This window comes from Neobacillus sp. S1115, assembly GCF_055385565.1.
In genome coordinates this window covers 1,504,880-1,530,472 of record NZ_AP038275.1, presented here as the reverse complement: position 1 = coordinate 1,530,472, position 25,593 = coordinate 1,504,880, and the positions used below count along the sequence as shown (strand labels likewise).

The following is a 25,593-nucleotide window of genomic DNA, read 5'->3' as shown; positions in this document are numbered from 1 at the left end:
ATATTTTAGTTTAAGTAAAAAAAAAGACAAAACCGTCCATTTGTTTGGAGGTTTTGTCTCTTATCAGGTAAAGAAAGGTAGCTTATTCCATCCAATTTGTATGGAAAGTACCTTCTTTGTCAATACGCTGGTACGTGTGGGCACCAAAGTAATCACGTTGCGCCTGTAATAGGTTGGCTGGAAGTGTTTCGGTACGGTAGCTGTCATAGTAAGCAATCGCACTTGCAAACGATGGCACCGGAATACCGCGTTCAATTGCCAAGGATAGCACTTGACGTAGTGATTGCTGATAGCCTTCCACAATTTCCTTAAAGTATGGATCTAATAACAGGTTCTTCAATTCTGGGTCGCGATTGTAAGCATCTTTAATTTTTTGCAGGAATTGAGCACGAATGATACAGCCGCCGCGGAAAATCATTGCGATATCCCCATAGCGAAGATTCCAATCGTACTCTTCAGATGCTGAGCGCATTTGTGCAAAGCCTTGTGCGTAAGAGCAAATTTTACTCATGTATAATGCCTTACGAACCGCTTCAATCAACTCTTCTTTATTGCCTTCAAATGGTTTTGCCTCAGGCCCATTCAATACTTTGCTTGCCTTTACACGTTCCTCTTTCATCGCTGAAATAAAGCGCGCAAATACAGATTCAGTAATAAGCGGCAGCGGTACACCTAAATCTAAAGCGTTTTGGCTTGTCCATTTACCAGTACCTTTTTGGCCGGCAGTATCCATGATGACATCAACCATTGGCTTTCCAGTTTCTTCATCCACTTTTGTAAAAATGTCAGCGGTAATTTCAATTAAATAACTGTCTAGTTCGCCTTTATTCCACTCAGCAAATACTTGATGAAGCTCCTCTGCATTTAAACCAAGGACATTCTTAAGAATAAAGTATGCTTCACAAATTAGCTGCATATCGCCATACTCGATGCCATTATGAACCATTTTCACATAGTGTCCTGCCCCATTCGGACCGATATACGTACAGCATGGGTCACCTTCGACTTTTGCAGAGATAGCTTCTAAAATCGGTTTGACAAGCTCATAAGCTTCCTGTTTACCGCCAGGCATAATCGAAGGTCCTTTTAATGCGCCTTCTTCCCCGCCGGATACGCCAGTTCCGATAAAATGGTATCCTGCTGACGCTAGTTCCTTATTCCTTCTGATGGTGTCCTGGAAGAATGTATTTCCGCCATCGATCAGAATATCGCCTTCCTCAAGAAATGGCTTTAAAGAGTCGATTGTGGCATCGGTAGCAGTACCTGCTTTAACCATTAATAAAATTTTGCGAGGCTTTTCTAAAGAGTTAACAAATTCCTCGACAGTGCGGGCACCAACAAAGTTTTTTCCCTCTGCTTCATTTTTCAAAAATTCCTCTGTTTTTTCGTAAGAGCGGTTAAAGACTGCAACGGAATACCCTCTGCTTTCAATATTTAAAGCAAGATTTTTCCCCATTACAGCTAATCCAACTACACCAATTTGTTGCTTTGACATATGACAATCTCCCTCCGTTTATCGGTTTGGGCTCGCGGGCACCATTAATATACCATCCATAATAGCGTTTTAAGCAAAGAACATCAAGAAAGGCATTTCTAAATTATCGCTGTAAGAAATACTTCTCTGCATTGTGATAGCCAATATTTCTAACCATTTGCTCCATGTACTCCTGATTATTTGGCGCTAAGCCTCTTTCCACCCATTCTCCAAGAATGTTGCAGAGGATTCGACGGAAATAATCATGCCTTGCGTAAGATAGGAAACTGCGGGAATCTGTCAGCATACCAATAAAGTGGCTTAATAACCCAACGTTTGCAAGATCCTTCATTTGTTTTTCCATTCCATCGATATGATCGAGGAACCACCAGCCTGAACCAAATTGAACCTTACCCGGAATACCCTCTTCATAAAAATTACCCATCATGCCAGCAAGAACAACATTATCCTTCTGGTTTAAGTTAAACAATACCGTTCTTGGCAATGCATTCTGTACGTCAAGAGCATCAAGAAAGCGGGAGATGCCTTCAGCAAAATTGGTTTCGCCAACAGAATCAAAACCTGTATCAGGACCAAGCAGATTTTTCATTTTCGTATTATTGCTGCGCATGGCTCCCATATGAAGCTGCATGACCCATTGTTTTTCCGCATACATTTTTCCAAGCTCCGTCAATAGGAACGCTCTATATAGAGTGATTTCTTCTTCATCAAGCTCTTCACCATTGAACTTCTTATCAAAAATTGGTGAAATCTCTTCTTTAGTCGTTTGTACATATTCCATTTTTTGAATATCATGGTCAGATGCTCGGCCGCCATTTTCATGGAAGTAATCAACCCGCTGTTTTAATGCTTGTAAAAACGAATCTAAAGAGTCCACCTTAATCCCGGATACTTCCGATAATGTTTCAAGCCATGTTTTAAAGGTTGGCCGCTCAATGAAAAGGGCACCGTCAGGACGGAAGGTTGGCGCAATGATGGCCTTAAACGTTTCATCCTTCTTCAACAATTGGTGGTATTCAAGAGTTGAAACTGGGTCATCTGTAGTACCGATAAATTTTACATTAGATCGTTCGATGAAGGCTCTTGGCCTGAATTCCGGCTTCTCGAGTTTTTCATTGCACTCGTCAAAAATTTCACGGGCGGTTTCCGGATTAAGAACCTTCTCGATTCCAAAAAACATTTTTAATTCCATATGTGTCCAATGATAAAGCGGGTTGCCAATTAAATGAGGCACTGTTTCCGCCCAGGCAGCAAACTTCTCCCAGTCATCAGCGTCGCCGGTAATGAACCTTTCGCCAATACCATGCATACGCATGGCTCTCCATTTATAATGGTCGCCGCCAAGCCACACTTCCGTAATGCTTCGATATGGTTTGTTTTCCCAAACCTCTTGGGGATTTAAATGGCAGTGAAAGTCAAAGATTGGCAATCCCTGCGCGGCATTTTCATAAAGTCCCTTAGCTGTCTCGGTATTTAATAAGAAATGATTATCTAAAAAAGCTTTCATTCTATTCCCTCCCAATAGTAAAGCTTTAGCTGTAAACCCTTTCAATTGCGCTAAAAAAATTTAAAAAATACATATAGTTTAATTTAATTTGTTTATTAAACTAATTAATTACAAATATAAATTATCATGTTTATCTTAATTCGTCAATGAAGGAAATCAATAATATGTTTTTCCGCCATTTAATAATTTGATATAATAGAAATACTTATAAAAGTGTATAAAATGGAGGAACTCAATGATTACCGGTGATGCGGCATATATAAAAAAAATAAATCGTTCCTTAATCATTAAGGAAATTGTAAAAGCAGGAATGATTTCCCGCGCAGATATATCCAAGGTGACTGACCTGACGAGAGCTACCATTTCTGCCCAGGTTTCTGACCTTTTGGATGAAGGACTGATTATTGAGACACAGCTTGAGCATTTTTCTGTCGGAAGAAAGCCGATTATGCTTTCATTAAACAGCCATGCAGGCTATGCCCTTGGAATCGACCTTGATTATGGTCAAATATCCTTTACGTTATCAGACCTGCTGGGTCATCCTGTTACATCTACTATTATTAAAATAAACACAACAGACTATGCAGAGATTCTTCATATATTAGTTGAGCAAATTAAAAAATATAAAGCGGAATACACTGATAGCCACTACGGAATTGTCGGAATTGTCATTGCCATCCATGGCCTTGTTGGGAAGGACGAAGTTGTTCATTTTGTACCACGACTTGGATGGGAGGATATTCATTTAAAAACCGATCTTGAAAATGAAATTGATATCGATGTTTATCTTGAAAACAATGCCAACCTAAGCTCTTTTGCAGAACGGGTATTTTTCCACCATGAAACAGATAACCTGCTTTGTGCCACTCTCTATTCTGGAATCGGAATGGGAATGATGATGAAAAATGACTTCTTCCGCGGGCATGATGGCTTTGCTGGTGAGATTGGCCATATGATTGTTGTCCCTGAAGGCAGGCCATGCAACTGCGGCAATAAAGGATGCTGGGAGAAGTACGCCTCAGAATCAAGTATATTCGAGTATCTATCCGAAAAAAGACAAATGAAAAACCTTTCCTATGAGGATATTCAAAAATGGCTTGATGAAGGTGACAAAGAAGTACACGAGCAGCTGGAACAGTTACTCTACTATCTCTCCGTCGGCTTAAATAATATGATTAATATTTACAATCCTGATGTCCTTGTGCTCGACAGTGAACTTCTAAGGATGTATCCGGATGCTCTTGATAAAATTAAGAGAAATTTACATTCGTCCATTAGTCATTACCGTGAGTTATCCATTTCTTCAATTGGGAAAAAGTCTTGCGTACTAGGTGCATGTGCCCTTGCGATTAAACATTTCCTTGGTGTTCCGATGCTGAATTTACCATTTGAACAGCAGTAGAATGAAACCGTTTCCTAAAAAACCCCCTTTAAAAAGGGGATTTTTTTTGCATAAAAAAGAAGATAGCTAAGTTCCCTTAACTATCTTCCATCATTCATATTAAGAAGCTTTTCTCTTTTCAGCCAAATCAATAGCAAGCTGTTGTGTTTTTTTCTTATTTAATGGGTATAGGAATACAAGAATTAAGAAAATTACGAGTAGAGTAACTGCCGGAACCAATGTGGCGAGTGTATGAATTCCATTCAATGTGTCCTGTGTTTGCGCCTTAAGAGTTGCATTATAACCAACTGATGCAATCGCAAAACCACCCACACCACCAGCAATCGCTTGTCCTACTTTACGGGCAAAGGAATAGATTGAATAGACAGTTCCATCTTCACGTAAACCAGTAAGGTATTCATGATAATCGATAACGTCAGTTACAAATGCCCAAACGACTAAGTTAAATAATCCGTAGCCAAACATGGCAATCGCTAAAATTCCAATAAATTGGTTTGCATTAAGGTTTGGAAGCAGATATAAAACGCCATATACAACTGCAGCAAGTAACAACCCTGCAGCAGCAACTTCTTTTTTCCCGAATTTAGCTACTAATGGCTTAACCAATGGCATTCCCACAAATACTGCTACAGATTGAATAAGACCAACCATACTTAAAGCTTTGGCATTGCCAAAATAATCTTTAAACAAGTAAACGTTTACTGCACCGATTAACATAAAAGTCACCATGAAAGCCAATGATGCAATCAAAATCCACAGTAAAGGTTTGTTTTTTGCAAGGCCCTTTAATGTTTGACTTAAATTCACTTTTTCCTTTTTTGTATCAGTGATTGTAATACGTTCTACTGACATTTTGTAGCAAGCCATATAACAAGCAATGGCAAGTACTCCAAAAATGATGGCCCCTAATAAAAAGTGATTGGCATCAGCCTTATTATTGACAAACAGAATCATTGGACCAACTACGTTAATGATTAAACCAGCTAGGTTTCCTCCTAATGTTCTCCAACTTGATAGTGAAGTACGTTCAACTGGATCACCTGTAATTACAGAAGCCATTGATCCATACGGAATATTAACCGTACTATATAATGTTCCCCATAAAATATATGTTACAAATGCATATGCTTCATAAAATCCTGTAGACATTCCCGGAATGTGTACAAACATTAACACCCCAGTGATGACAAGCGGAAATGACATTCTAAAAATCCATGGTCTGAACTTACCGTTTTTCCCTGTTTTTCTTGTGTCAATAAAACGTCCCCAAGAAACATCGGCTACGGCATCCCATAGGCGGGCAACTAAGAAAAGGGTTCCTACGAATGCAGGATTAAGACCATAAACATCTGTGTAATAGACCATTAAGAATGATGCTACTAAAATAAAGAAGAAATCGTTTCCAAAATCACCAAACAAATAACCTAATTTATCTTTCATTCCAAACGGACGAACTGCTGCTTTTTCTACATTAAAATCTGGTGCCTGTACTCTTGCACTTTGTGCCATGGTTACCCCTCCGTTATAATTTTTATTTGTAATCCTTTTCAAAAAACAGTTAAAAATAATTTGTACATCTCGAGATTGGTTTATACTTCCATTAATTTGTTTAATAAACTAACAAATCAACTTCGTATATGTAGAATATCACCATCGACTTTTTTCGTCAATAACTTTATGTAAGCGCTAATATAAAAAAATTTACCAATTCATATGTTGAAAACTATAATGGTCACCTAATGTTCAAGAACTTCACCCATTGTTCAAAATTGAGCAAAGTAAATTTCTTATAATAGAAGTAATGAAATCATTTAAAACAGATGGGTAGTGTGTTGATGGAGAAATTACTTTATATTACCGCAAATCCAAAGGGTCTTGAAAAATCAAAAGGGTTGCAAATTGGAGAGGCTTTTCTCGAATCCTTTATAAATGAAAGGCCGGATGTAGAAATTAAGAGAATGGATTTATTCCAATTAGATTTTGTCCAAATGGATGCCGATTTAGTATTTGCACGCGGAAAATTAGCAGGATACGGCTATACATTAGACCAGCTTTCAGAAACCGAAAGAGAAAAAATCCTTAAAATGCACGCTCTTGCAGATGAATTTATTGGATTTGACTACTATGTCTTTGTTTCACCATTATGGAATTTAAATTCACCGGCGGTCTTGAAAGCATTCCTCGATAATCTATTTATTGCAGGAAAAACCTTCACCCATACTCCTAACGGACCAAAGGGATTATTATCAGGGAAAAAGGCGATTCACATTCAAACCCGCGGGGGCCAATATACAGGTTCCCCTATCCAGGAATTAGAGTCTGGAGACCGTTATTTAAAAATTGCCCTTAATTTCCTAGGAATTGACGTCATGAATAGTATCATTGCTGAGGGCTTGGACCTTTATCCGCAAAAGGTCCCGGAAATTGTTGCCGCTGCCAAAGAAAAAGCACGTTTAGCCGCGAAGGAACTTGCGGGCATTTCTCAGCCTGTCCTCCTATAATATGAATAGCTTCCCTTCTATTGGGAAGCTATTTTTGTATAAAAATTTCCCGGAAAATGTCGAAGCTCAACAGACTTATTCCTTTATTTTTTGTCGGAATTTCCCTTCTTATAGTATAATCGGATTATAGGAACGAACCACTCCTGACCAAAAGAACATAGTAGCGGAGATCATTGAATGTTAAAAGATTTTGTTTCAAATACTGCCCTATTAATATCAGCTTTTTTTGTCTTAGGGCAATTATTCAAAAATAGACCATTAAAGGCTTCTTCACCATTGTCCACTAAACTATATTGGGGACTTTTCTACGGTATCCTTGGAAACATACTCATGATTTTTAGTATTAAAATTTCTACCACAACAATTGCCGACCTCCGCCATTTAGCAATCGTTCTTGCAGCTGCTTTCGGGGGATTCATTCCCGCGATGCTCGCTTCTGCCCTTATTGTAATAGGGAGATTTCTGCTTTTCAGTTATAGTGATGCAGCTCTTTATGCTTCTATCGGAATGCTGTTTATAGCGATCATAAGCAGCGGCTTAGCAAGATTGAATTATAATTTTACAATGAAAGCTTTTTTCATGAACCTGATCGGATTATTTATCCTAACAATCGTTTTTACCATCAATATTGAAGATCCAATTGTATTAAAAAAATTGTTAATCATGCATTATATTTTTTCGTTAACAGGCGGATTTATCGCCTATCATTTTTCTGTGTTTATCGCCCATTCAAATGAAAACCAAAGAAAATTAAAGAATAGCCTTATCGAACTGAAAGAAACACAGCATAAATTAGAAAAATCCAATGAACGATTAAACCAACTCTCTTATGTAGACGGATTAACCGGTGTGGGAAATCGCAGATATTTTGATACGAAACTGGCAAAGGCGTGGCTTCGCGCTCAATCGGATCAAGTCCCAATTTCATTACTAATGTTCGACATTGATTTCTTTAAAAAATATAATGATACCTATGGCCATCTTACTGGTGATTATTGCTTGCAAACCATTGCCCAAGCTATTAACAATCTCGTAACGGAAGATTCAAGCTATAAACTCTGCCGTTATGGCGGTGAGGAATTCAGCCTCATCATGCCTGCAGCAAACCGGGAAAATGCCGAACAATTTGCCGCACTAATCAAGAAAACTGTTAAGGAACTAAATATTCCCCATATTAAATCAGAAATAGCAGAAATCGTCACCCTAAGCATCGGGATCGCCTCATTCATCCCTGGTCCGGCAGCCAAACCGGAGGATTTGATTCAGTTGGCAGACGAGGCCCTTTATACTTCAAAAACAAAAGGCAGGGACACGATTTCCGTTTTGTAACAAAATAAGACCGGGCAGAAGCCCGGTCTTTTTGAGTTAAATCATAGAAAATCTTCCCGCTGAGGTGTAAAAACATCCAGTATGATCGAGTCATCTTCAAGCGCTTTAACCCCATGCAAAGTATTTGAAGGAATGTAGATGCTGTCCCCTTTCACCACTTGCTGGACGTTTCCATCCAAATTGAACTCAAAACTTCCTTGAACAATATAACTTACCTGTTCGTGCGGGTGGGAGTGGATTGCACCAATGGCATCCTTTTGGAAACTTACTTCTGTCATCATCAGGCTTCCGCCCCTTCCCAAAAGCTTCCTTTTGGCACCTTCTCCTGCTTCCACAGAATTTTCCTTATTTCCAAAGCAAAACAAGTCAATCACCTCAACTTTACATATTTATCTTGTAGCTTCTACCCTGCCTGAGATAATGGAATTGATCTCCTCAAGAGATGGATTCCCTTCCCAATCACCCTTAAATTGAGTTGCCAACGCGCCTAAAATATTGGCCCTGGTTAAAGCCATTTCTAGGGATACATGAGTCAAAGCAGCCTCGTTATCTAAATACACAGAGAGGAACCCTGCTGCAAACGCATCACCAGCCCCGACCGTATCAATGACCTGTGTGACTACATGTGGGGCTGCTTTAACAGAATCGCCGTTGATAAAGCCCATCGATCCCTCGGCACCGAGCTTTAAGATAACTACTTTCGGCCCCATTTGCAGGAATCTCTCTCCATATTCTTCAATGGATTGTTGACCTAATAGGAACTCTGCTTCCTCCACGCCTGGCAGAAACACATCACATAGCGGGATAAGCGAAAGTAAAACACTCCGCGCCCTCTCCTCACTCCAGAGCTTTCTCCGTAAATTTGGGTCAAAGGAAATGGTCAGTCCCATATCCTTGGCCATTTCCATTGCTTTTCGGATAGCTTCGGCAGCATTTTCACTTAAGGCCGGTGTTATTCCTGTGACATGCAAATGCTTGACACCAGCAAACCACTCTTTTTGCACATCTTCTGGCAGAAGATTGCTAGCGGCTGAGTTTTTCCGATAATAATAAACGGTTGGATCACCATAGCTTTTACTTTCTTTAAAATAAACCGCCGTAGGTTTTTCCGCATCACGGAGGGCATAGGATACATCTACTCCCTCTCCGCCAAGTGTTGACAAAATAAAGTCACCAAACGGATCTTTTCCTAGTTTACTGACCCATCTAACCTTCTTGCCTAAACGTGTCAGGGTGATGGCAACATTTGATTCGGCACCTGCCAGGGACTTAGTAAAGAGCGGCTCATACTTAATCCCTTTTTTCCCGATTGTTTGAAAAAGAACCATGCTTTCCCCAATTGTCAGTACATCCGTACGGTTATTTGGCTGCATGTACCTGCACCTCTTTAGCTAGTCTAGTATACGCCGCAGCTAATTGCGTAATTTGCTCAAAATCACCTTTTTTAATTAACTCATTGTTTACTAGATTTCCACCGAGCCCTACTGCAATGGCTCCGTAGCCCAAAACCTCTTTGATATTGTCCAGATTCACTCCGCCTGTTACCATCATGGGAATATGGTTAAGCGGTCCTCTAATATCTTTAATATATTTCACTCCCATTGAGCCGACTGGGAAAACCTTAACAGCGCTTGCCCCGAGGCGATACGCCCGGACAATCTCAGTAGGAGTCAGCGTTCCAGGCCAAACTTCCACACCTTGTTCAAGTCCGTATGCCAATACCTCTTCATCCAGGTTTGGCGACACAATATATTCAGCACCTGCATGAACCGCTTCCTTTGCCATCTCAAGGTCCAAAACGGTTCCCGCACCAATTCGTAATTGACTGCCAAATTTCCCTTTCAGATCATCAATCATATTAAGGGCTCCATCGGTGTTTAATGTCACTTCTAAAAATGAAACTCCGCCTGCTGCAAGGGCTTTGGCTGTGTCTTCACCACTGCCGTTTGGAATGCCGCGAATAATTGCCACAATTTTTTCTTGTTTTAATAAAGAAACTAAGTTTTGCTCCATTGAAACTGCCTCCATTACTGAGTTCTTTTTCGCATAAGAGTTTAAATACCTATAATGTTACACCCGTTTTAAAAATAGCAATCTCTCTAAAGTCATTTTTCTCATTGTTTACAAACTCACCACTGGCCACTTTAATCACATAGTCAATAAATTGTCTCAAGACGACATCAGCTGATTGCTCCAGCAATACTCCGGCGTCAAAGTCAATCCAATGAGGCTTCGCTTCAAATAGCGGGGTATTGGTCGAAATCTTCATGGTTGGAACATAAGTGCCAAACGGTGTTCCCCGTCCGGTTGTAAAGAGAACCATTTGACAGCCGGCAGAAGCCAGCGCAGATGCGGCAACAAGGTCATTTCCTGGGGCGCTCAACAGGTTTAGTCCTTTTTTCTTTAATCTTTCGCCATATTTTAACACATCCGTCACAGTGGAAGTGCCTGCTTTTTGTGTACAACCGAGCGATTTATCCTCAAGGGTAGTGATCCCGCCCGCTTTATTCCCTGGTGATGGGTTTTCATACACAGGCTGATTATTGGCGATAAAGTACTGTTTAAAGTCATTGATTAATTCAACCGTTTTATCAAAAACCTCTTTATTTTCTGCCCGTTCCATGAGAATCGTTTCCGCTCCGAACATTTCAGGCACCTCAGTTAACACCGTGGTTCCACCCTGGGCAGCAAGAAAATCCGAAAGTCTTCCAAGCAATGGATTGGCCGTGATTCCTGAGAGGCCATCTGAACCCCCACATTTCAATCCAAGTTTTAGTTCGGATAATGGGACCTCTTCGCGCTTATCGCTTTTGGCATTTTCATAGATTTTTTTTAAAAGCTTAACGCCTTCCTCAATCTCGTTGCCAACCTCTTGGGAAGCGAGGAATTTCACACGGCCTTCATCAAATTCGCCAAGGCTTTCCTTAAATTCATAGAGATTATTATTCTCGCAGCCAAGCGCTAACACGAGGACGCCGCCAGCATTAGGATGAAGGGCTGCATCCTGCAAAATGGTCCTTGTGTTGTGATGGTCGTCGCCAAGCTGGGAGCAGCCATAATTGTGTTTTAATACAAGGATATTTTCAAACGGGCTGATATCGCCCACTTCCTTTTGGAAACGTTTGATAATCGTTTCTGCGACACCGTTGACGCAGCCAACAGTCGGTACGATCCACAATTCATTGCGGATTCCGACGGTACCGTTTTTCCGCCTGAAGCCTTTAAAGGTCAGGTTCTCATTTTTATAAGGATTTTCGGCTAGCTTCTGGCTAAATTGATAGTCTTTTATTCCATCAAGATTGGTTTTCGTATTTTGTGTATGAACATGCTCACCGGCAGATATTACTTTTGTAGCATGCCCGATCGGATAGCCATATTTCACGATAAATTCATTTTCTTGAATATCCTTAACAGCGATCTTATGTCCACGTGTCAGGTCATCTTTGAGCTCAACCTCACGCCCATTGACCGAAATGGATTGGCCTTTTTGTAAATCCTGCAATGCAACAACAACATTATCATTTTCATTAATCTGGATATATTCCAACATTGCTTAAATCCCCCTTATCTTGCCGTTTTCTCCTTTAAGACTGCTTGGGCGGCCTGCTTCATTCCCTTTGTTTCGATTTCGTACAAATAATGGGTAACAGCATCCGTTAGCCCCGTAACAGAATTTAAGTCCATTCCCCAATTTTTCTCGTATCCTAAAACTACACGAACAATTTCTTTTAGACTTTCACTGGTTCCGTCAAAGCTGTCCCATTGCGCTTTGAACAACTCAAGAATGTCTTGGTCATCACTAAGATTAATATCTTCCGCACCTCTTTTTCCCTTATAAAAAGCAAACAATGCAGCTAGAGAGAATACTAGTTTTTCAGGCAATTCCTTTTTACGGTTGATATATTCTAATAGAGATGGCAGGTCTCTAGTTGTATATTTAGAGATGGAATTCAATGAAATACTCATCAGAAAATGCTTGATATATGGGTTTCTAAATCGGTCCAGAACATCATTCGCAAAAGAAGCTAATTCTTCGGCCGGAAGATCTAATGTCGGAATAATTTCGTCAAAAATAAGCTCTTTAATAAAGCTGCCCATCACCGGATGCTCGACCGCTTCGGCAACTGTTTCTAAACCGTAAAGGTAGGAAACTGGTGTCATCGCGGTATGAGCGCCGTTTAAAATCCGCACCTTTCTTGTCCGATACGGTGTTAGGTCATCAACAAACATGGTGTCTAATCCAGCCAAATGGGTTGGAAATTCTTCTTTTATCCACTGAGGCCCTTCAATGACGAAGTTGTAGAATTGTTCACTGGCAACGACAAAATCATCCTGGTAGCCAAGCTCTTCCGTCATTTCTGTGATCGTATCGACAGGAAAGCCTGGAACAATCCGGTCAACGAGGCTATTGCAAAATGTATTGGCATCATTGATCCATTGAACAAATTCCGCACCAAGGCTCCAAGCAGCGGCATATTGGAGAATCATTTCTTTTAGTTTCTCGCCATTTTTTTCAATAAGTTCACAAGGAATGATGATTAACCCTTTGCTGTTATCCCCGTTAAAAGCCTGGAAACGGTGGTAGAGAAATGCCGTCAGCTTTCCAGGAAAGCTCTTTTGCGGGCGGTCCTCCAAGCGGTCCGTTTCCTGATAGGCGATCCCAGCTTCTGTTGTATTGGAAAAAACAAAGCGCAGTTCTGGACTTTGGGCGAGTTCAAGATATTTTTCATATTCCGTATAAAGGTTTAAGCCTCTATTGATGGATTGGATTAAGGTATGCTCCTTGACCGGCTTACCATCCTTCATCCCTTGCAAATAAAGCGTATATAAGCCATCCTGGGCGTTTAACTTTTCTACCTTTTCATACCCGCGTGGCTGAACAACCACAATACTTCCGTTAAAAAGGTTAGCTTTATTCATAACATCGATTTGCCAATCAACAAAAGCCCGTAAAAAGTTTCCTTCGCCAAATTGCAGGACCTTTTCCGGATAGGATTCAATGCCTTGGATGGTCTTTCGATTAAGTTTCTGCAAAGTTATCTCTCCTTTTATGCACACGTGAACATTTTCCCATTTTATAAAACCGTTTAAAAGCTTCCCGCCCTTTAAACGGTATAAGTTTACTTCACTAAGGATACAGACTTTCTGATCACTAATTCCGTTTCAACAAAAATCTTATCACCTTTGTTTTCATTATTTTCAATCACTTCAAACAGTTTTTCAGCGCCTAGTTTACAGATTTTTTCAACTGGTTTCTTGACAGTTGTCAAAGGCGGGTTTGTATACTGTGCCGAGGCTATATCATCAAAGCCTGTGATCGAAATATCCTCCGGAACATGTAACCCTTTGGCAAATGCTGCATGGAGAGCACCGACTGCCATATCATCATTTGAGCAAAAGACGGCGGTAGGCGGATTGTCTAAGGCGAGCAGATTTTCCATTGCTTCATATCCGCTTTGCAAGTCATAATTTCCTTTTACCATATACTCCTTGCGGATTGGGATATCATTTTCCATCAATGCCTGCAGGTAGCCTTCCCTGCGTTCCAGTGTGGATTGGAAGCCTGTAATCCCTTCAATAATCGCAATATTGGAATGGCCATTTTCAATCAAATAATTTACAGCATGGCAGGAGCCCTCATGATCATTTGATAGAATGTTAATGATTGACTGATCGTTGATTTCCCGATTCATCACCACAAGCGGAATTTTTTGATTTAACACATGATATATAAAGGAATTATCAGCGTCACTTTGGCTCATTAAAATAATGCCGTCGAACCTTTTGCTATGAATCGTGGAAAAGTCTTCATAATCGTCAATTCCTCTGACGAATAAATTGTAATCCTCATTGATGACGGCATTTACGCCAGTTACCGCATCAGCAAAGAAACTGGAAGATGTTCCATTGGATATGCTCGTAAAGAAAAGGCCGATGGTATAAGACTTTTGAGTGACAAGGCTTTTGGCATTAAAATTTGGTGTATAGTTAAGCTGAGCGGCTATGTCAAGGATCTTTTTCTTCGTATTTGGCTTGATTAGCGGACTGTCATTCAAGGCTCTGGATACAGTCGTATGGGATACATTTGCTAATTTCGCGATATCTTTAATTGTAACCATTTTGTTTCACCCTTTATTTACCTTCCGCTTTTCATTTTACTTGGAATAACGCTTTTTGAAAAGACGAGAGACTAAATTTGCGCTCTCGTCTTTTACATGAAAATTATAATTCAAAGCCAAAGTATTCGTTTGCGTTTTGATAGCTGATTCCTTGAACAATTTTACCTAAAAATTCGATGTTATTAGGCACTTCGCCATTTTCTACCCATTCAGCAATGAGGGCGCAGACAATTCTTCTGAAATATTCATGTCTTGTATAGGATAAGAAGCTTCTTGAGTCAGTCAGCATGCCAATGAAGCGGCTGAATAGGCCCATATTGGACAGTGATTTCATTTGCTCAATCATGCCAGCTTTATTGTCATTAAACCACCAGGCTGTTCCGAATTGAATTTTCCCTGGGACTCCACCGCCTTGGAAATTGCCAATCATGGCGGCAATGATATTGTTATCGTTTGGATTTAATGAATAGATAATCGTCTTCGGAAGTCCGCTTTCCTGTTCGATCAAATCCAGCAGTTTAGCTAATGGCTTGGCAATGTTCTCATCATTAATCGAATCCCAGCCCGTATCCGGCCCCAATACCTTAAACATTTTTGAATTCGTATTACGTAATGCATTAATGTGAAGCTGCATAGCCCAGCCTAATTCCGCATAATGTTTACCTAAAAACTTAAAGGTATAGGTTTTGAATTTCTTTTCATCTTCTAGGGAAACTTTATTCCCCTTCAAGGCTTCGCTGAAAATCACTGCTGCTTCTTCTTTCGTAGTGTCAGCATACAACATTTGATCAATGGCGTGGTCAGAAACCAAGCAGCCAACAGAATGAAAGAACATGATTCTTGACTCAAGTGCTGTTAAATAGTCGTCATAAGAGTTAATAGACACTCCTGAAACCTCTTGCAGCTTTTCAACCCATGGGAGGAATGTATCACGGTTAATTTCCAATCCTTTATCAGGTCTGAAGCTTGGTAAAACCTTGACAGCAAAACTTGAATCTTCTTTAAGCTTAAGGTGATATTCCAGGCTGTCCACAGGATCATCTGTTGTGCAAACTACTTTTACATTTGATTTTGTAATGAAATCCCGAGCGCCAAAGCCCTCACTATTCAATTGTGCATTTACTTTCTCCCAAATTTCTGGTGCACTTTCCTCATCAAGTAAATCATAAATCCCGAAAAACCTTTGTAATTCTAAATGAGTCCAATTATAAAGCGGGTTTCCAATTGTCATTGGAACGGTTTTCGCCCACGCCATGAATTTGTCATAGTCATTTGCGCTGCCGGTAATGAATTCCTCTTGAACCCCATTTGCCCGCATTAAGCGCCATTTATAATGGTCACCATATAACCAAGCTTCGGTAATATTTTTAAATGTTTTATTTTCATAAATTTCCTTTGGACTTAAATGGCAATGATAATCGATTATTGGCATTTGCTTTGCATAATCATGATATAAACGGACAGCAGTTTCATTTTTCAAAAGAAAATTTTCATCCATAAAGTTTTGCATATGTCCACCATCTTCCTAGTAAGTAAATTATTGTTAACGTTAACAAATTGATTAAAAAAATTTGTAGTTAGTAGCAACATTTTTCGATAGTTCAGGACAATGTTAACGTTAACATTCATAATTTTATTTTACCTTAGAACAGAATAGATTGCAATCGGTTTCAAAGAAATGCCAAGTAAAACCTGGATAGAAAAAAATCTACACAGGTTTTACGCTGGAGGAAATGTTTAGCTTGTCCGGACCCGCTTCCGATATTCAGATGGAGTCACTCCTGTTTTACGCTTAAATAAGTTACTAAAATACGTAATATCTGAATAACCAAGTCGATCAGCTATTTCAGAAATCCTTAAGGAGGTTCTCTCAAGCAGTTTTTTTGCTTCATTCATCCGGATTTCAAGAACAAAGTCAACAAAGTTCTGTTCTGTTTTATCTTTAAAAAGCTTACTTAAATAACTTGGATTCAAATGCACGTAGTTGGCCACTTCAGATAATGTGACCTCTCCTGGAACTTTGCTTTTGACGTATTGAATGACCTTCTCAACGGTGGATAATTCTGATGGATCGGCTTCTTTTTGTGGGGCAGCTGCCATTTCTTCACTTTCCTGGCGATGCTTTACCCATTTGTCCAGACATTCTTTCAATTCTTCAAGCTCTACCGGCTTAAGCAGGTAGTCAAATACCCCTGACCTTAGGGCATGCTGTACATACTTAAAATCATCGTAACCGCTGATCATAATACAGTCAGTACGAGACTCGCCATTTGCCAATGCCGTAACGAAGGCTAACCCGTCCATCACGCCCATCCTTACGTCTGTCATAACGAGATCAGCCGGCTTTTCCTTTAAAAAATCCAGAGCCTCCAAGCCATTTGTGCATTCCCCGATTACCTCAAAGGGCAGCTCTGCCTTGGCGATTGTATGCCGCAGTGCTGTACGAACCCATTTCTCATCATCAACCAAGAGTATTGTGTACATGCCATCACTTCCCAATAAAGCAAAAAAATTTATGTTCTTGACTCCTGATCCTTCAATCAGCTACCCGATAAGCCTGTTCATCGGCAAGCGAATGCTTATGACTGCTCCACTGCCTTCGCTGCTTTCAACGCTGATGCCATACTCGTCGCCAAAAAGGTGCACAATTCTTCGATGTACATTCACCATACCGATTCCGGGCCCGCCTTCCATGACATCTTTTTGTCTTAGATTCTGGCGGATTTCTTCCAGCCTCAGCGGAGAAATCCCCACTCCATTGTCCTGAATTCTAATGATATAGGCATCCTCTGATTCCTCAAGCGCCGTGACGCTGATTTTTGAGATACCACCGGACGGTTCAAGCCCATGCTTAAAGGAATTTTCAACGATCGGCTGAATCGAAAATTTGGCAATGGTCTGTTTTTTCGCCCAGTCAGGAATCGAGAATTCATACTCGAATTTATCAGCAAAACGGTGCTTCTGTATTCGAAGGTATACCTTTGTGTGGAGAATTTCTTCGTCCAGCTTCACGATTTGCGAATTATTATTTATATTATAACGCAATAATTTGGCCAATGCCGCGGAAATATCCGATATTTCCTCCATCCCATTTTCCAAGGCCATTCCGCGAATGGTTTCTAGAGAGTTAAACAAAAAATGAGGGTTAATTTGCGCCTGAAGTGCTTTCAGTTCAATTTCTTTTTGACGCAGCAGCATTTCCGTTTCCCTGATTTTAGAAAGATATACTTCATCTACAAGCTCATTTAATCGGATGAGCATTTTATTAAACCCTTGCGTTAGGTCGCCAATCTCATCTTTTGATAAAACCTCGACCTGGCCGCTAAAATCTCCTTTTTCCACTCGCCTCATCATTTTTTGCAATCCGATTATCGGCTTTATGATATTTTCTGCCAAACCCGCACCGAGGATGATCGCAATCAGCATGGTGATGACCGCCATAATAAAAATGGTATTTCGGATATTGACAGAACTCTTGATTAGTTCTTTATAGGGAATGGATGTGATGACAGTCCAACCAAGAAACCCGGAATGGTTATAGGTGAGTAATTTCTTCTGTTCCCCGCTTGTAACAAAGGAACCGCTCTCCCCTTGGAGAATTTTTTGCATATTTTGCAGTGACGCCTTCTTCCCTAGTTGAGAAAAGTCTGGATTATAGACGTAGTTTCCCTGTGAATCTACAATATACATAAACCCGGAATGACCAATATTGACTTGGCTGGCAATTTCCTTAAACCTCTTAAAATTAACATCTACCACTATAAAACCGACTGGTTTCAGGGTTTTTGGGCTAAACAATCTTCTGGCAATGGATATAACATGCTCTTTGTTCTCGTTATCTTCAAGTGTACGTGTAAAAATAACTGGTTCAGCTGTTTCGGGCAGGATTCTATCAAAAAACTTCGGTTGAAACGCCTCCATTGGATGAAACCGATTGTAGCGGACATCGATTGCATCGACTGTAGCTACATTATTCAAGGAAATCGTAATGTTAGCGATGTCCGATCTTGAATAGGCAGCATTTTGCAACACCTTTTTGATATTAGCTGTCCCGCCACTCGAGTTTAATTCCTCTTCGGTCGTCATTTGGAGAAACCGATTCACCGCTTGGTTATTCAAAATTTTTAATATTTCAATCTCAAAATCACCCACATAATACTCAATATGGGTATTTACCTGCCTGATGATTTGCCAGCTGTATGAACGTGCTTCACTCTCAAGTACTTCCACTGATTTCTGGTAGGAAAAAAAGCCGATAAAACTAATCGGCACAATCACAAAAAGTGCAGAAAAAACAAACAGCTTACGAACCAGGGACTGATCTTTCATGAGCAGTGCGTGCGCTAACCGCTCCAACATATTTCTTCTTAAACGCTGCATAACTCACCTTATTTCTAGGGTACATGAAAAAAGAAAGACTATGCAAAATGAATTCATTTTAAGCATAGTCTCTCCAGTTATTTTTTCCTTACATTCAAAAATTATTTTCTAGCTGCATCGATTGCATCAAGAACATCGCTATAGTCAGCACGGTACTTATCAATTACAGGTTTAACTTTATTCTGCCAAGGCTTAACATCTTTTACCTCAACAATCTTTACACCAGACTCTTCAATTTTCTTCTGAGAGTCTTTCTCCATTTTATCCCATTCTGCGCGTTCTGTTTCCACAGATTCTTTAGCAGCTTCCTGGATAATCTTTTTATCTGCATCACTTAATTTATCCCAAACAGTTTTGCTGGCTAAAAGAATTTCAGGTACACGCTGGTGGCCGTCAAGAATTAAATTCTTCGCTACTTGATAATGGTTAGCAGAAACATAGCTTGGTGTATTGTTTTCAGCTCCATCGATTACGCCTGTTTGAAGTGAGCTAAATACTTCTCCGTAAGGCATTGGAGTGGCACTGCCGCCTAGTGCTGCAATTAAGTCAATATTAATCTGGTTTTGTTGTACACGGATTTTTTGGCCTTTCAGATCATCAACGCTCTTGATCGGCTTAGTAGAATAGAAGCTACGTGCACCTGAATCATAGTAGGCAAGACCTTCCATTTTAGACGCTTCTAAGCTCTTTAACATTTCCTGGCCTTTTTCACTGTTTAAGAATTTCCATTCATGTTCGGAACTGTCAAAGATATATGGAAGACTGAATACACCTAGAGGCTTACTGAATTCAGCCAATGGTCCGGCACTTACACGTGTGAATTCAACCGCTCCCAATTGAACTTGTTCAATGACAGATTTCTCATCGCCAAGCGAGCCATTCGGGAATACGCTAATTTTAATGCGGCCATCTGATTTTTTGTTCACAAGCTCAGCAAACTTCTTATCTCCCAATACAGTTGGATAGTTATCAGGATGAGTATCAGCCAAACGGAAAGAATATGTTTTTCCTTCTGATTTTGCGCCTTTATCTCCATCAGTTTTTGCTTTATCTCCCGCGCCGCCACAAGCGGAAAGAACTAAACTTGCTCCAAGGACTGCGCTTAGCGCAACGGATGTACGTTTTGTTGACTTATTCATATTAAATCCCCTTTCCAAATTGTAAATTCGATTTTTTTATATAGATGAATTTTGAAACCGATTTTAATGACCTAACACTTTTGGCAACCATAATGAAATCTCTGGTATATAGGTTAACAGCATCAATGCTGCCACAAGTACCAATCCAAACGGTGCCATTGCCTTGGCCGCTTTCATGATCGGGACTTCGCCGATGGCGGAGCCTATGAAAAGAACCGTTCCAACCGGAGGTGTCAAAAGACCAATCCCTAAGTTCAACATTAGAATGATACCGAAATGAACCGGATCCATACCCATTGCTGTAACAACAGGAAGCAAGATTGGTGTCATAATCAGAATAAGCGGTGCCATATCCATGCCACATCCGAGGATTAGGAGCAAAACGTTGATGATCAATAGGATAATAACCGGATTATCAGAGATACTTAATAAGCCATCTGTTACCATATTAGGAATTTGTAAGAATGCTAGTACATAACCTAAAGCATTGGATGCTGCAATCAGGAACAATACCATGGAAACCGTCCTAAAGGTACGAATTAGAATGTCCCACATCCGGCTGAACGGAATTTCCTTAAAGACGAAGAAGGTTACAATAATCGCGTACAATACGGCAATAGCTCCTGATTCAGAAGCAGTGAACCAGCCCGAGAATATTCCACCTAGGATGATCACGATAGGCATGATCGAAATAATTCCATCTTTGATTACTTTCGGTCTATCTTTTTTGTCAATGACAGTTGTTTGCGTGAAGCCTTGGCGGATAGCCAAAATGCGGGCTACAAACATAAGTGTTACACAAAGCAGGATTCCTGGTACTACACCAGCCATGAATAGAGTTGCTATGGATACACCGCCGGAAGCAAGTGAGTACAAAATTAAGTTATGGCTTGGCGGAACAACTACGCCCTGAATCGCAGCAGCAGAAGTTAAGCCAGTTGCAAATTCTTTACTGTATCCTTTTTTCTTCATCATCGGAATCATAACTGAACCAATTGACGATACGTCGGCAGCAGCAGAACCCGAGATATTTCCGAACAATAGACAAGCAAGAACGTTTACCATCGCCAAACCGCCACGGACACGGCCGACTACGAGCATCGCAAAGTTAATTAAGCGAGCGGCTAAGCCCCCTTCATTCATTAACTGTCCAGCCAGAATGAAGAACGGGATGGTTAATAACGCAAATGAATTGACACCTTGTATCATCCGTTGTCCAATAACCTCAAGCGGCATATTCAAATAGATCATTGTGAGTACAGTTGAACCTGCCAATGTCAGTGCCACCGGGAAACGCAACAGCAACATGATAACAAAGCTTGAAAGTAGAATGATTATCGCAATAGTTGTTTGATCCATGTTAGTGGCCACCACCTTCAACATTGTGTCTTTTCGTGTTAATACCAATCAATTGCAAGAAAGCGTATATGATCATCATAAAGCCTGTAATTGGCATGACAGCATATTCCCATGCGTTCGATAATTTAGTTGCCGGTAAAGTGGAATCACTCATTAAAACGGTAAAATCCCAGCCGTATTTCAGCAAATAATACCCGAATGCCATGGTAGCAAGCGATACCACCTTATCGATGACCTTAATCACTGCCGGAGGCAGTTTTGCGGTAAAGGATTCAATGGCTAGATGCAGTTTTTCGCGAACGCCAATGGCAATTCCCATAAACGAAAACCAGCATAATAACAGAAGAGTAACTTCCTCTGACCAAAACAATACGAAATTAAACAATTTCCGAGTAAAAACTTGGAGCGTTACGATGATAATCATGACGATCAGTGAACCTATCGCGACTTTTTCAAACAGGCTATCTATAAATAGGCAAAATCGTTTTAGCGCTTTCACTACCAAATCCTCCTCCTTTTTTCGACTTTTTTTAATCTTTTTGATTTTGTAAGTGCTTTCTAAAATTATTGTAAATGTTTTCATTCCTGTCGTTAACCCTGCTAATTTTAGATTTTTTTATACTTTTTTTAGGTTATCTTAAAAGTTCGACAAAAAATGGACTAAATTCTAAAAAAAAGAAGAACGGGGCATCGCAGACTTTAGCCCCGTTCTCAATTATTTTTATTTTTCTTTAGCACTACGCTTCTGCTTCATTCATTTCGCAAGCGTGAATTTCACAATTTATGATGGCTTCATCAAACGTTGTTGCTGTACCAGTGATTCTTGCAGAGCCGTAAAATTTTCGTCCCAATTCAATCGCACTTAATTTTAATTTCTCATTCTCCGGGTCCTTTTCCAATTCTGTCAATACCTCATAATACTTGGATTTATTCTCCAAAATGGTTGATGATTTAAATAAAAAGATGGGGCCGAAAACGATAAAAGCGGCTAAGATAGGTGTAGCATAATAGAGTAAATGAACCATTTAAATCCCTCCGATATACTTTTTCCACATATTTGTCGTAATTTTGAGAAAAAAAAGGTAAAATTTGTTGAAACCTGCTGAATTTACCTGTAAAATTTTCCTAACAGGTCATTTGGATGGTGAAGTTAATGGAAGTAACAAAACATCTTTTCTTAAATCTATCCATTTTAATCATCTTTCTCTTTTTCAGTTTTATTTTAGTCGACAAAAGTAAAAAGATTACCCTTTCTAAGTCCTCGTATATCGTATTTTTTATTGTGATGCTGTGGATTTGCATCCAATTTTCCTATAATCCTATTTCTTCCGCTAGATTCGATTTAAGAATCATCCCACTCGTCATTGGCGGATTATATATAGGTATTGGTCCGATTTTGGTAGCGGCTGCCATTATTATGAGAAGCTTTTTTGGAATTAATTCTGGCTTGTTCTTAACGACCCTGCTTTTTATTCCCTATGCCATTGTTGTTTGGCGGATTTTCCCATGGTTTTGGAAGCAAGGTCCTGGAAGACGCATTTTCATATCTATTTGCTTCGGAATGACTTTGAGTGCTTTGACAGTAATGGGCATGGTATTATCGGATACCCATGCTTATTGGCTCGATGTTTGGATCGCTTATTTAATAATCCCCGCACTTGGAATTGGAATTATCTCCTATGCTATTGAATTCATTAAAAAAAATATTGAAATGAGACAGCAATTAGTAAAGGCGGAAAAGTTAAAAGCGGTGGAACAAATGGGTGCGGCCATTTCACATGAAATCAGAAATCCCTTGACGGCGGCAAGCGGATTTGTACAGCTTTTGGAGGATGACCATCTCCCAAGGCAAAAGAGAAAAGAATACTTATCCATCGTCAAGGAAGAACTAAATTCTGCAGAAAAAGTCATCCAAGATTATTTGACTTTTGCCAAGCCTTCCATCGAAACATACGAGGAGCTTAATCTTAAAAGTGAACTCAAGCAAATCATCAATATTGTCCAGCCTTTAGCTAAACAGAATTCTGTTGAGATTATTACCGACTTTTCAGTTATTGGAATGATTAAAGGAGATCGGCAAAAATTTCGCCAATGCTTTGTGAATGTTTTAAAAAATGCCATTGAAGCAATGCCAAATGGAGGATATTTGAGTGTATCAACTGAATTTAATCAAACCTATGTAACGATCTGTGTCAATGATACAGGCATGGGCATGACAGACAAACAAATCGAACGGCTTGGAGAGCCGTTTTACTCGACAAAAGGGAAAAATGGCACAGGCCTTGGTATGATGGTTGTCTACAGTATTGTCCGGGCCATGGGTGGAACCATTTCGGTAGAAAGCAAAGAAGGCGTAGGGACAACCTTTTTATTCAAATTTCCCACTCTTACATCCATTTTTAAAAATCAAATATGATGAAAACCGACGGTACATTCGTGCCGTCGGTTTTTTGCTGTTTTCTTACTTACCGATAAACATTTGCGACCAATGCTTTCCTGTTTCTTCAAACCCTACACCAATATGAGTAAAGTTAGGGCTGAGAATGTTTTTGCGGTGGCCTTCACTGTTCATCCAGGCATTCACTACCTCTTGTGGGGTCCGCTGTCCTTGCGCAATATTTTCTCCTGCTGATTTATAAGTGACACCAAAGTCCCTCATCATGTCAAATGGTGAGCCATACGTTGGGCTTGTATGAGAGAAATAGTGGTTTTGCTGCATATCTAGGGCCTTCTTTTGAGCGACACTGCTTAACTGTGTATCCGCCTTTAAGGCTGGAAGCCCATTTTTGCTACGCTGGGCATTCGTTAAATCAATCACCTGCTGCGCATATTGACCGACTGTGCCAGTAGCCGGTGCAGTACTTTTGGCTGGTGCCTTAGGCTGCGGCGCCGGTGTCGTCTGCTTCGGTGCAGGAGCAGGTGCCGGTGCTGGTGCAGGAGCCGGTTGAGTCTGCTTTGGTGCTGGTGCCGGGGCCGGTGCAGGAGCCGGCTGAGTCTGCTTCGGTGCTGGTGCTGGCGTCGGCACGTTTACATTTGGTCCCTGTAGGAACGGCTGTGCCTGCTCGATCACGCCCGTTTGGAACCAATTGCCTTGACTAGGGTCAAGACGGACAAATTGATATTTGGCATCCTTGATTAAAACAGCTCTCGTGTGTGGATATTGATTGCTGTCCAAATTCGTGAAATAAGCCGAAACCATATCATCATTAGTTCGTCTTATTTTTCGATTATCATTAAACAGATTTGCATCGAAATCCGGGTCGTTGTTGTCATTATTTGTATAATCTTCCGTCAGTGGACCATTATGGTCAATCCCATCATCTCTGCCATTACGAACATCGAAAATGCCATTGTTTCGGTTGTTCGTATCCAGAGCCACCCTGTCGCGATCGTTAATGTCATTTCTGTCATTGTTACAAGCGGCCAATCCCATTGTAAGCATGGCAGTTAAAGCTAAGCTAGCTGATTTTTTTATCAATTGTAATACCCCCTTTTGAAAAATTTTTCGCTTGCTTACTTATTTTCTAAATTTCTTAAGGAAAGTATTAATGGAAATTAACGCCTTAAAACACAAAAAAAGCCCGCGATTTCGCAAGCTTTTTGAGTAATGAAATGCTTTATTTATCCAGCATAGGAATTCTGTTTTTATATTTATTGATTAACTCACGATTATGTTCAGCCGCACCATCAGCATTGCCGCTTTTAAAGATCGGCGGAGTAAACTGATGTTCCACCATCACATTTACCGCCTCAACCACAATTCCATTGGCAATCGCTGTACCCACAACAGTGGATCCCGACCCAAACGAGACTTCCAAATTTGGCAGCTCCATCATGGCATCCCCTAAAGGAATGTGGTTATCGATGACAAGGTTCGCAGCTTGAAATAGAAAATGTCCGTCTTTATGTCGGGACGAAACATTTTTTGGATAAGCAAGTGAAGTAATGGCAATAACAAAAGCCTCCTGTTTCCTGGCATATTTCGCCACATCAATAGGGACCGGATTTCTTCCCGATGTAGAAACAACCATAACGACATCATTTGGCGCTATACTGATGACCCCCATAAATGAATCGGCGAAATCATTTTGCTGTTCCAGTTGAGACGAACGTACCGCTCCTTTATGAAGCATAAGGTCTTCAATCAAGATGGGATTAATCGGAACCAATCCGCCAGCACGGTAAAAAAGCTCCTCCCCAATCATGTGAGAGTGGCCGCAGCCAAATACATGAACAATTCCATCATTTTCAATACATTTGGCAATCTCGTTTGCTGCCGCTTTTATCCTTTTTTCTTCCACCTCTTCAACGGTGGTCAATAGCTCTTTTAGTTTTTCAAAGTATTGATTGAACATAGCAAAT

General features: G+C 40.3%; 22 protein-coding genes. 4 read left to right on the top strand and 18 right to left on the bottom strand.

The window, feature by feature from the left end; translation table 11 throughout:
- Positions 1-82: 82 nt before the first annotated feature.
- Together gndA and uxaC (ACZ5B7_RS07475) are read right to left on the bottom strand one after the other, a co-directional pair.
- Positions 83-1,495 carry an NADP-dependent phosphogluconate dehydrogenase gene (gndA, locus tag ACZ5B7_RS07480; RefSeq protein ID WP_464493295.1) on the bottom strand — a complete coding sequence of 471 codons (1,413 nt, stop codon included), beginning with the start codon at positions 1,493-1,495 and terminating at the stop codon, positions 83-85.
- Between the two features lie 103 nt (positions 1,496-1,598).
- On the bottom strand, positions 1,599-3,002 hold the full coding sequence (uxaC, locus tag ACZ5B7_RS07475) for a glucuronate isomerase (RefSeq protein WP_464493294.1): 1,404 nt from the start codon (positions 3,000-3,002) through the stop codon (positions 1,599-1,601).
- A gap of 235 nt (positions 3,003-3,237) precedes the next feature.
- Between uxaC (ACZ5B7_RS07475) and ACZ5B7_RS07470 the strand changes: the two genes are divergently transcribed.
- A complete protein-coding gene (locus ACZ5B7_RS07470) occupies positions 3,238-4,404 on the top strand; it encodes an ROK family protein (protein WP_464493293.1) in 1,167 nt (388 codons plus the stop codon).
- Between the two features lie 99 nt (positions 4,405-4,503).
- Here ACZ5B7_RS07470 and ACZ5B7_RS07465 read toward each other — a convergent pair whose 3' ends face one another.
- Entirely contained in the window at positions 4,504-5,913 is a 1,410-nt protein-coding gene (locus tag ACZ5B7_RS07465; protein WP_464493292.1) for an MFS transporter, read from the bottom strand.
- Between the two features lie 326 nt (positions 5,914-6,239).
- On the opposite strand from ACZ5B7_RS07465, the gene ACZ5B7_RS07460 reads away from it, so the two are divergent.
- Together ACZ5B7_RS07460 and ACZ5B7_RS07455 are read left to right on the top strand one after the other, a co-directional pair.
- Entirely contained in the window at positions 6,240-6,905 is a 666-nt protein-coding gene (locus tag ACZ5B7_RS07460) for an FMN-dependent NADH-azoreductase (RefSeq protein ID WP_464493291.1), read from the top strand.
- 177 nt (positions 6,906-7,082) lie between these two features.
- The gene (locus tag ACZ5B7_RS07455; RefSeq protein ID WP_464493290.1) at positions 7,083-8,234 is read left to right on the top strand and encodes a diguanylate cyclase domain-containing protein; all 1,152 of its coding nucleotides are present in this window, start codon (positions 7,083-7,085) and stop codon (positions 8,232-8,234) included.
- 41 nt (positions 8,235-8,275) lie between these two features.
- Here the strand turns inward: ACZ5B7_RS07455 and ACZ5B7_RS07450 are convergent, their stop codons facing one another.
- The 13 genes from ACZ5B7_RS07450 to ACZ5B7_RS07390 all read right to left on the bottom strand — a co-directional run bounded on the left by ACZ5B7_RS07450 (position 8,276) and on the right by ACZ5B7_RS07390 (position 22,256).
- Complete coding sequence (locus tag ACZ5B7_RS07450) at positions 8,276-8,569, bottom strand: cupin domain-containing protein (RefSeq protein WP_464493289.1); 294 nt, start codon at positions 8,567-8,569, stop codon at positions 8,276-8,278.
- 54 nt (positions 8,570-8,623) lie between these two features.
- Entirely contained in the window at positions 8,624-9,607 is a 984-nt protein-coding gene (locus ACZ5B7_RS07445) for a sugar kinase (protein ID WP_464493288.1), read from the bottom strand.
- Positions 9,594-10,247, bottom strand: coding sequence for a bifunctional 4-hydroxy-2-oxoglutarate aldolase/2-dehydro-3-deoxy-phosphogluconate aldolase (locus tag ACZ5B7_RS07440; RefSeq protein ID WP_464493287.1), 654 nt, complete (start codon positions 10,245-10,247; stop codon positions 9,594-9,596). Before ACZ5B7_RS07440 ends, ACZ5B7_RS07445 begins: the two co-directional genes overlap by 14 nt.
- Positions 10,248-10,296: 49 nt before the next feature.
- Positions 10,297-11,784 carry a UxaA family hydrolase gene (locus tag ACZ5B7_RS07435; protein WP_464493286.1) on the bottom strand — a complete coding sequence of 496 codons (1,488 nt, stop codon included), beginning with the start codon at positions 11,782-11,784 and terminating at the stop codon, positions 10,297-10,299.
- Positions 11,785-11,798: 14 nt separating this feature from the next.
- Positions 11,799-13,268: a tagaturonate reductase gene (locus tag ACZ5B7_RS07430; RefSeq protein WP_464493285.1), complete on the bottom strand. Its 1,470-nt coding sequence runs from the start codon at positions 13,266-13,268 to the stop codon at positions 11,799-11,801.
- Positions 13,269-13,354: 86 nt separating this feature from the next.
- The gene (locus ACZ5B7_RS07425) at positions 13,355-14,353 is read right to left on the bottom strand and encodes a LacI family DNA-binding transcriptional regulator (protein WP_464493284.1); all 999 of its coding nucleotides are present in this window, start codon (positions 14,351-14,353) and stop codon (positions 13,355-13,357) included.
- A gap of 103 nt (positions 14,354-14,456) precedes the next feature.
- Positions 14,457-15,863, bottom strand: a complete 1,407-nt coding sequence (gene uxaC, locus ACZ5B7_RS07420) for a glucuronate isomerase (protein WP_464493283.1) — start codon at positions 15,861-15,863, stop codon at positions 14,457-14,459.
- A gap of 227 nt (positions 15,864-16,090) precedes the next feature.
- Positions 16,091-16,837 carry a response regulator transcription factor gene (locus ACZ5B7_RS07415; RefSeq protein ID WP_464493282.1) on the bottom strand — a complete coding sequence of 249 codons (747 nt, stop codon included), beginning with the start codon at positions 16,835-16,837 and terminating at the stop codon, positions 16,091-16,093.
- 60 nt (positions 16,838-16,897) lie between these two features.
- The gene (locus tag ACZ5B7_RS07410; RefSeq protein ID WP_464493281.1) at positions 16,898-18,733 is read right to left on the bottom strand and encodes a sensor histidine kinase; all 1,836 of its coding nucleotides are present in this window, start codon (positions 18,731-18,733) and stop codon (positions 16,898-16,900) included.
- 101 nt (positions 18,734-18,834) lie between these two features.
- A complete protein-coding gene (locus tag ACZ5B7_RS07405) occupies positions 18,835-19,872 on the bottom strand; it encodes a TRAP transporter substrate-binding protein (RefSeq protein ID WP_464493280.1) in 1,038 nt (345 codons plus the stop codon).
- A 63-nt stretch (positions 19,873-19,935) separates the two neighbouring features.
- Positions 19,936-21,231, bottom strand: a complete 1,296-nt coding sequence (locus ACZ5B7_RS07400; protein ID WP_464493279.1) for a TRAP transporter large permease — start codon at positions 21,229-21,231, stop codon at positions 19,936-19,938.
- 1 nt (position 21,232) lies between these two features.
- A complete protein-coding gene (locus ACZ5B7_RS07395) occupies positions 21,233-21,730 on the bottom strand; it encodes a TRAP transporter small permease (RefSeq protein ID WP_464493278.1) in 498 nt (165 codons plus the stop codon).
- Positions 21,731-21,968: 238 nt separating this feature from the next.
- On the bottom strand, positions 21,969-22,256 hold the full coding sequence (locus tag ACZ5B7_RS07390; protein ID WP_464493277.1) for a hypothetical protein: 288 nt from the start codon (positions 22,254-22,256) through the stop codon (positions 21,969-21,971).
- Between the two features lie 128 nt (positions 22,257-22,384).
- Here ACZ5B7_RS07390 and ACZ5B7_RS07385 point away from each other — a divergent pair, with 128 nt between their 5' ends.
- Entirely contained in the window at positions 22,385-23,647 is a 1,263-nt protein-coding gene (locus tag ACZ5B7_RS07385; RefSeq protein ID WP_464493276.1) for an ATP-binding protein, read from the top strand.
- A 45-nt stretch (positions 23,648-23,692) separates the two neighbouring features.
- Here ACZ5B7_RS07385 and ACZ5B7_RS07380 read toward each other — a convergent pair whose 3' ends face one another.
- Positions 23,693-24,709 (bottom strand): CAP domain-containing protein, encoded by a 1,017-nt coding sequence (locus ACZ5B7_RS07380; protein ID WP_464493275.1) that lies wholly within the window; start codon positions 24,707-24,709, stop codon positions 23,693-23,695.
- 139 nt (positions 24,710-24,848) lie between these two features.
- Positions 24,849-25,586, bottom strand: a complete 738-nt coding sequence (locus tag ACZ5B7_RS07375; RefSeq protein WP_464493274.1) for an SIS domain-containing protein — start codon at positions 25,584-25,586, stop codon at positions 24,849-24,851.
- Between the last annotated feature and the right edge of the window lie 7 nt (positions 25,587-25,593).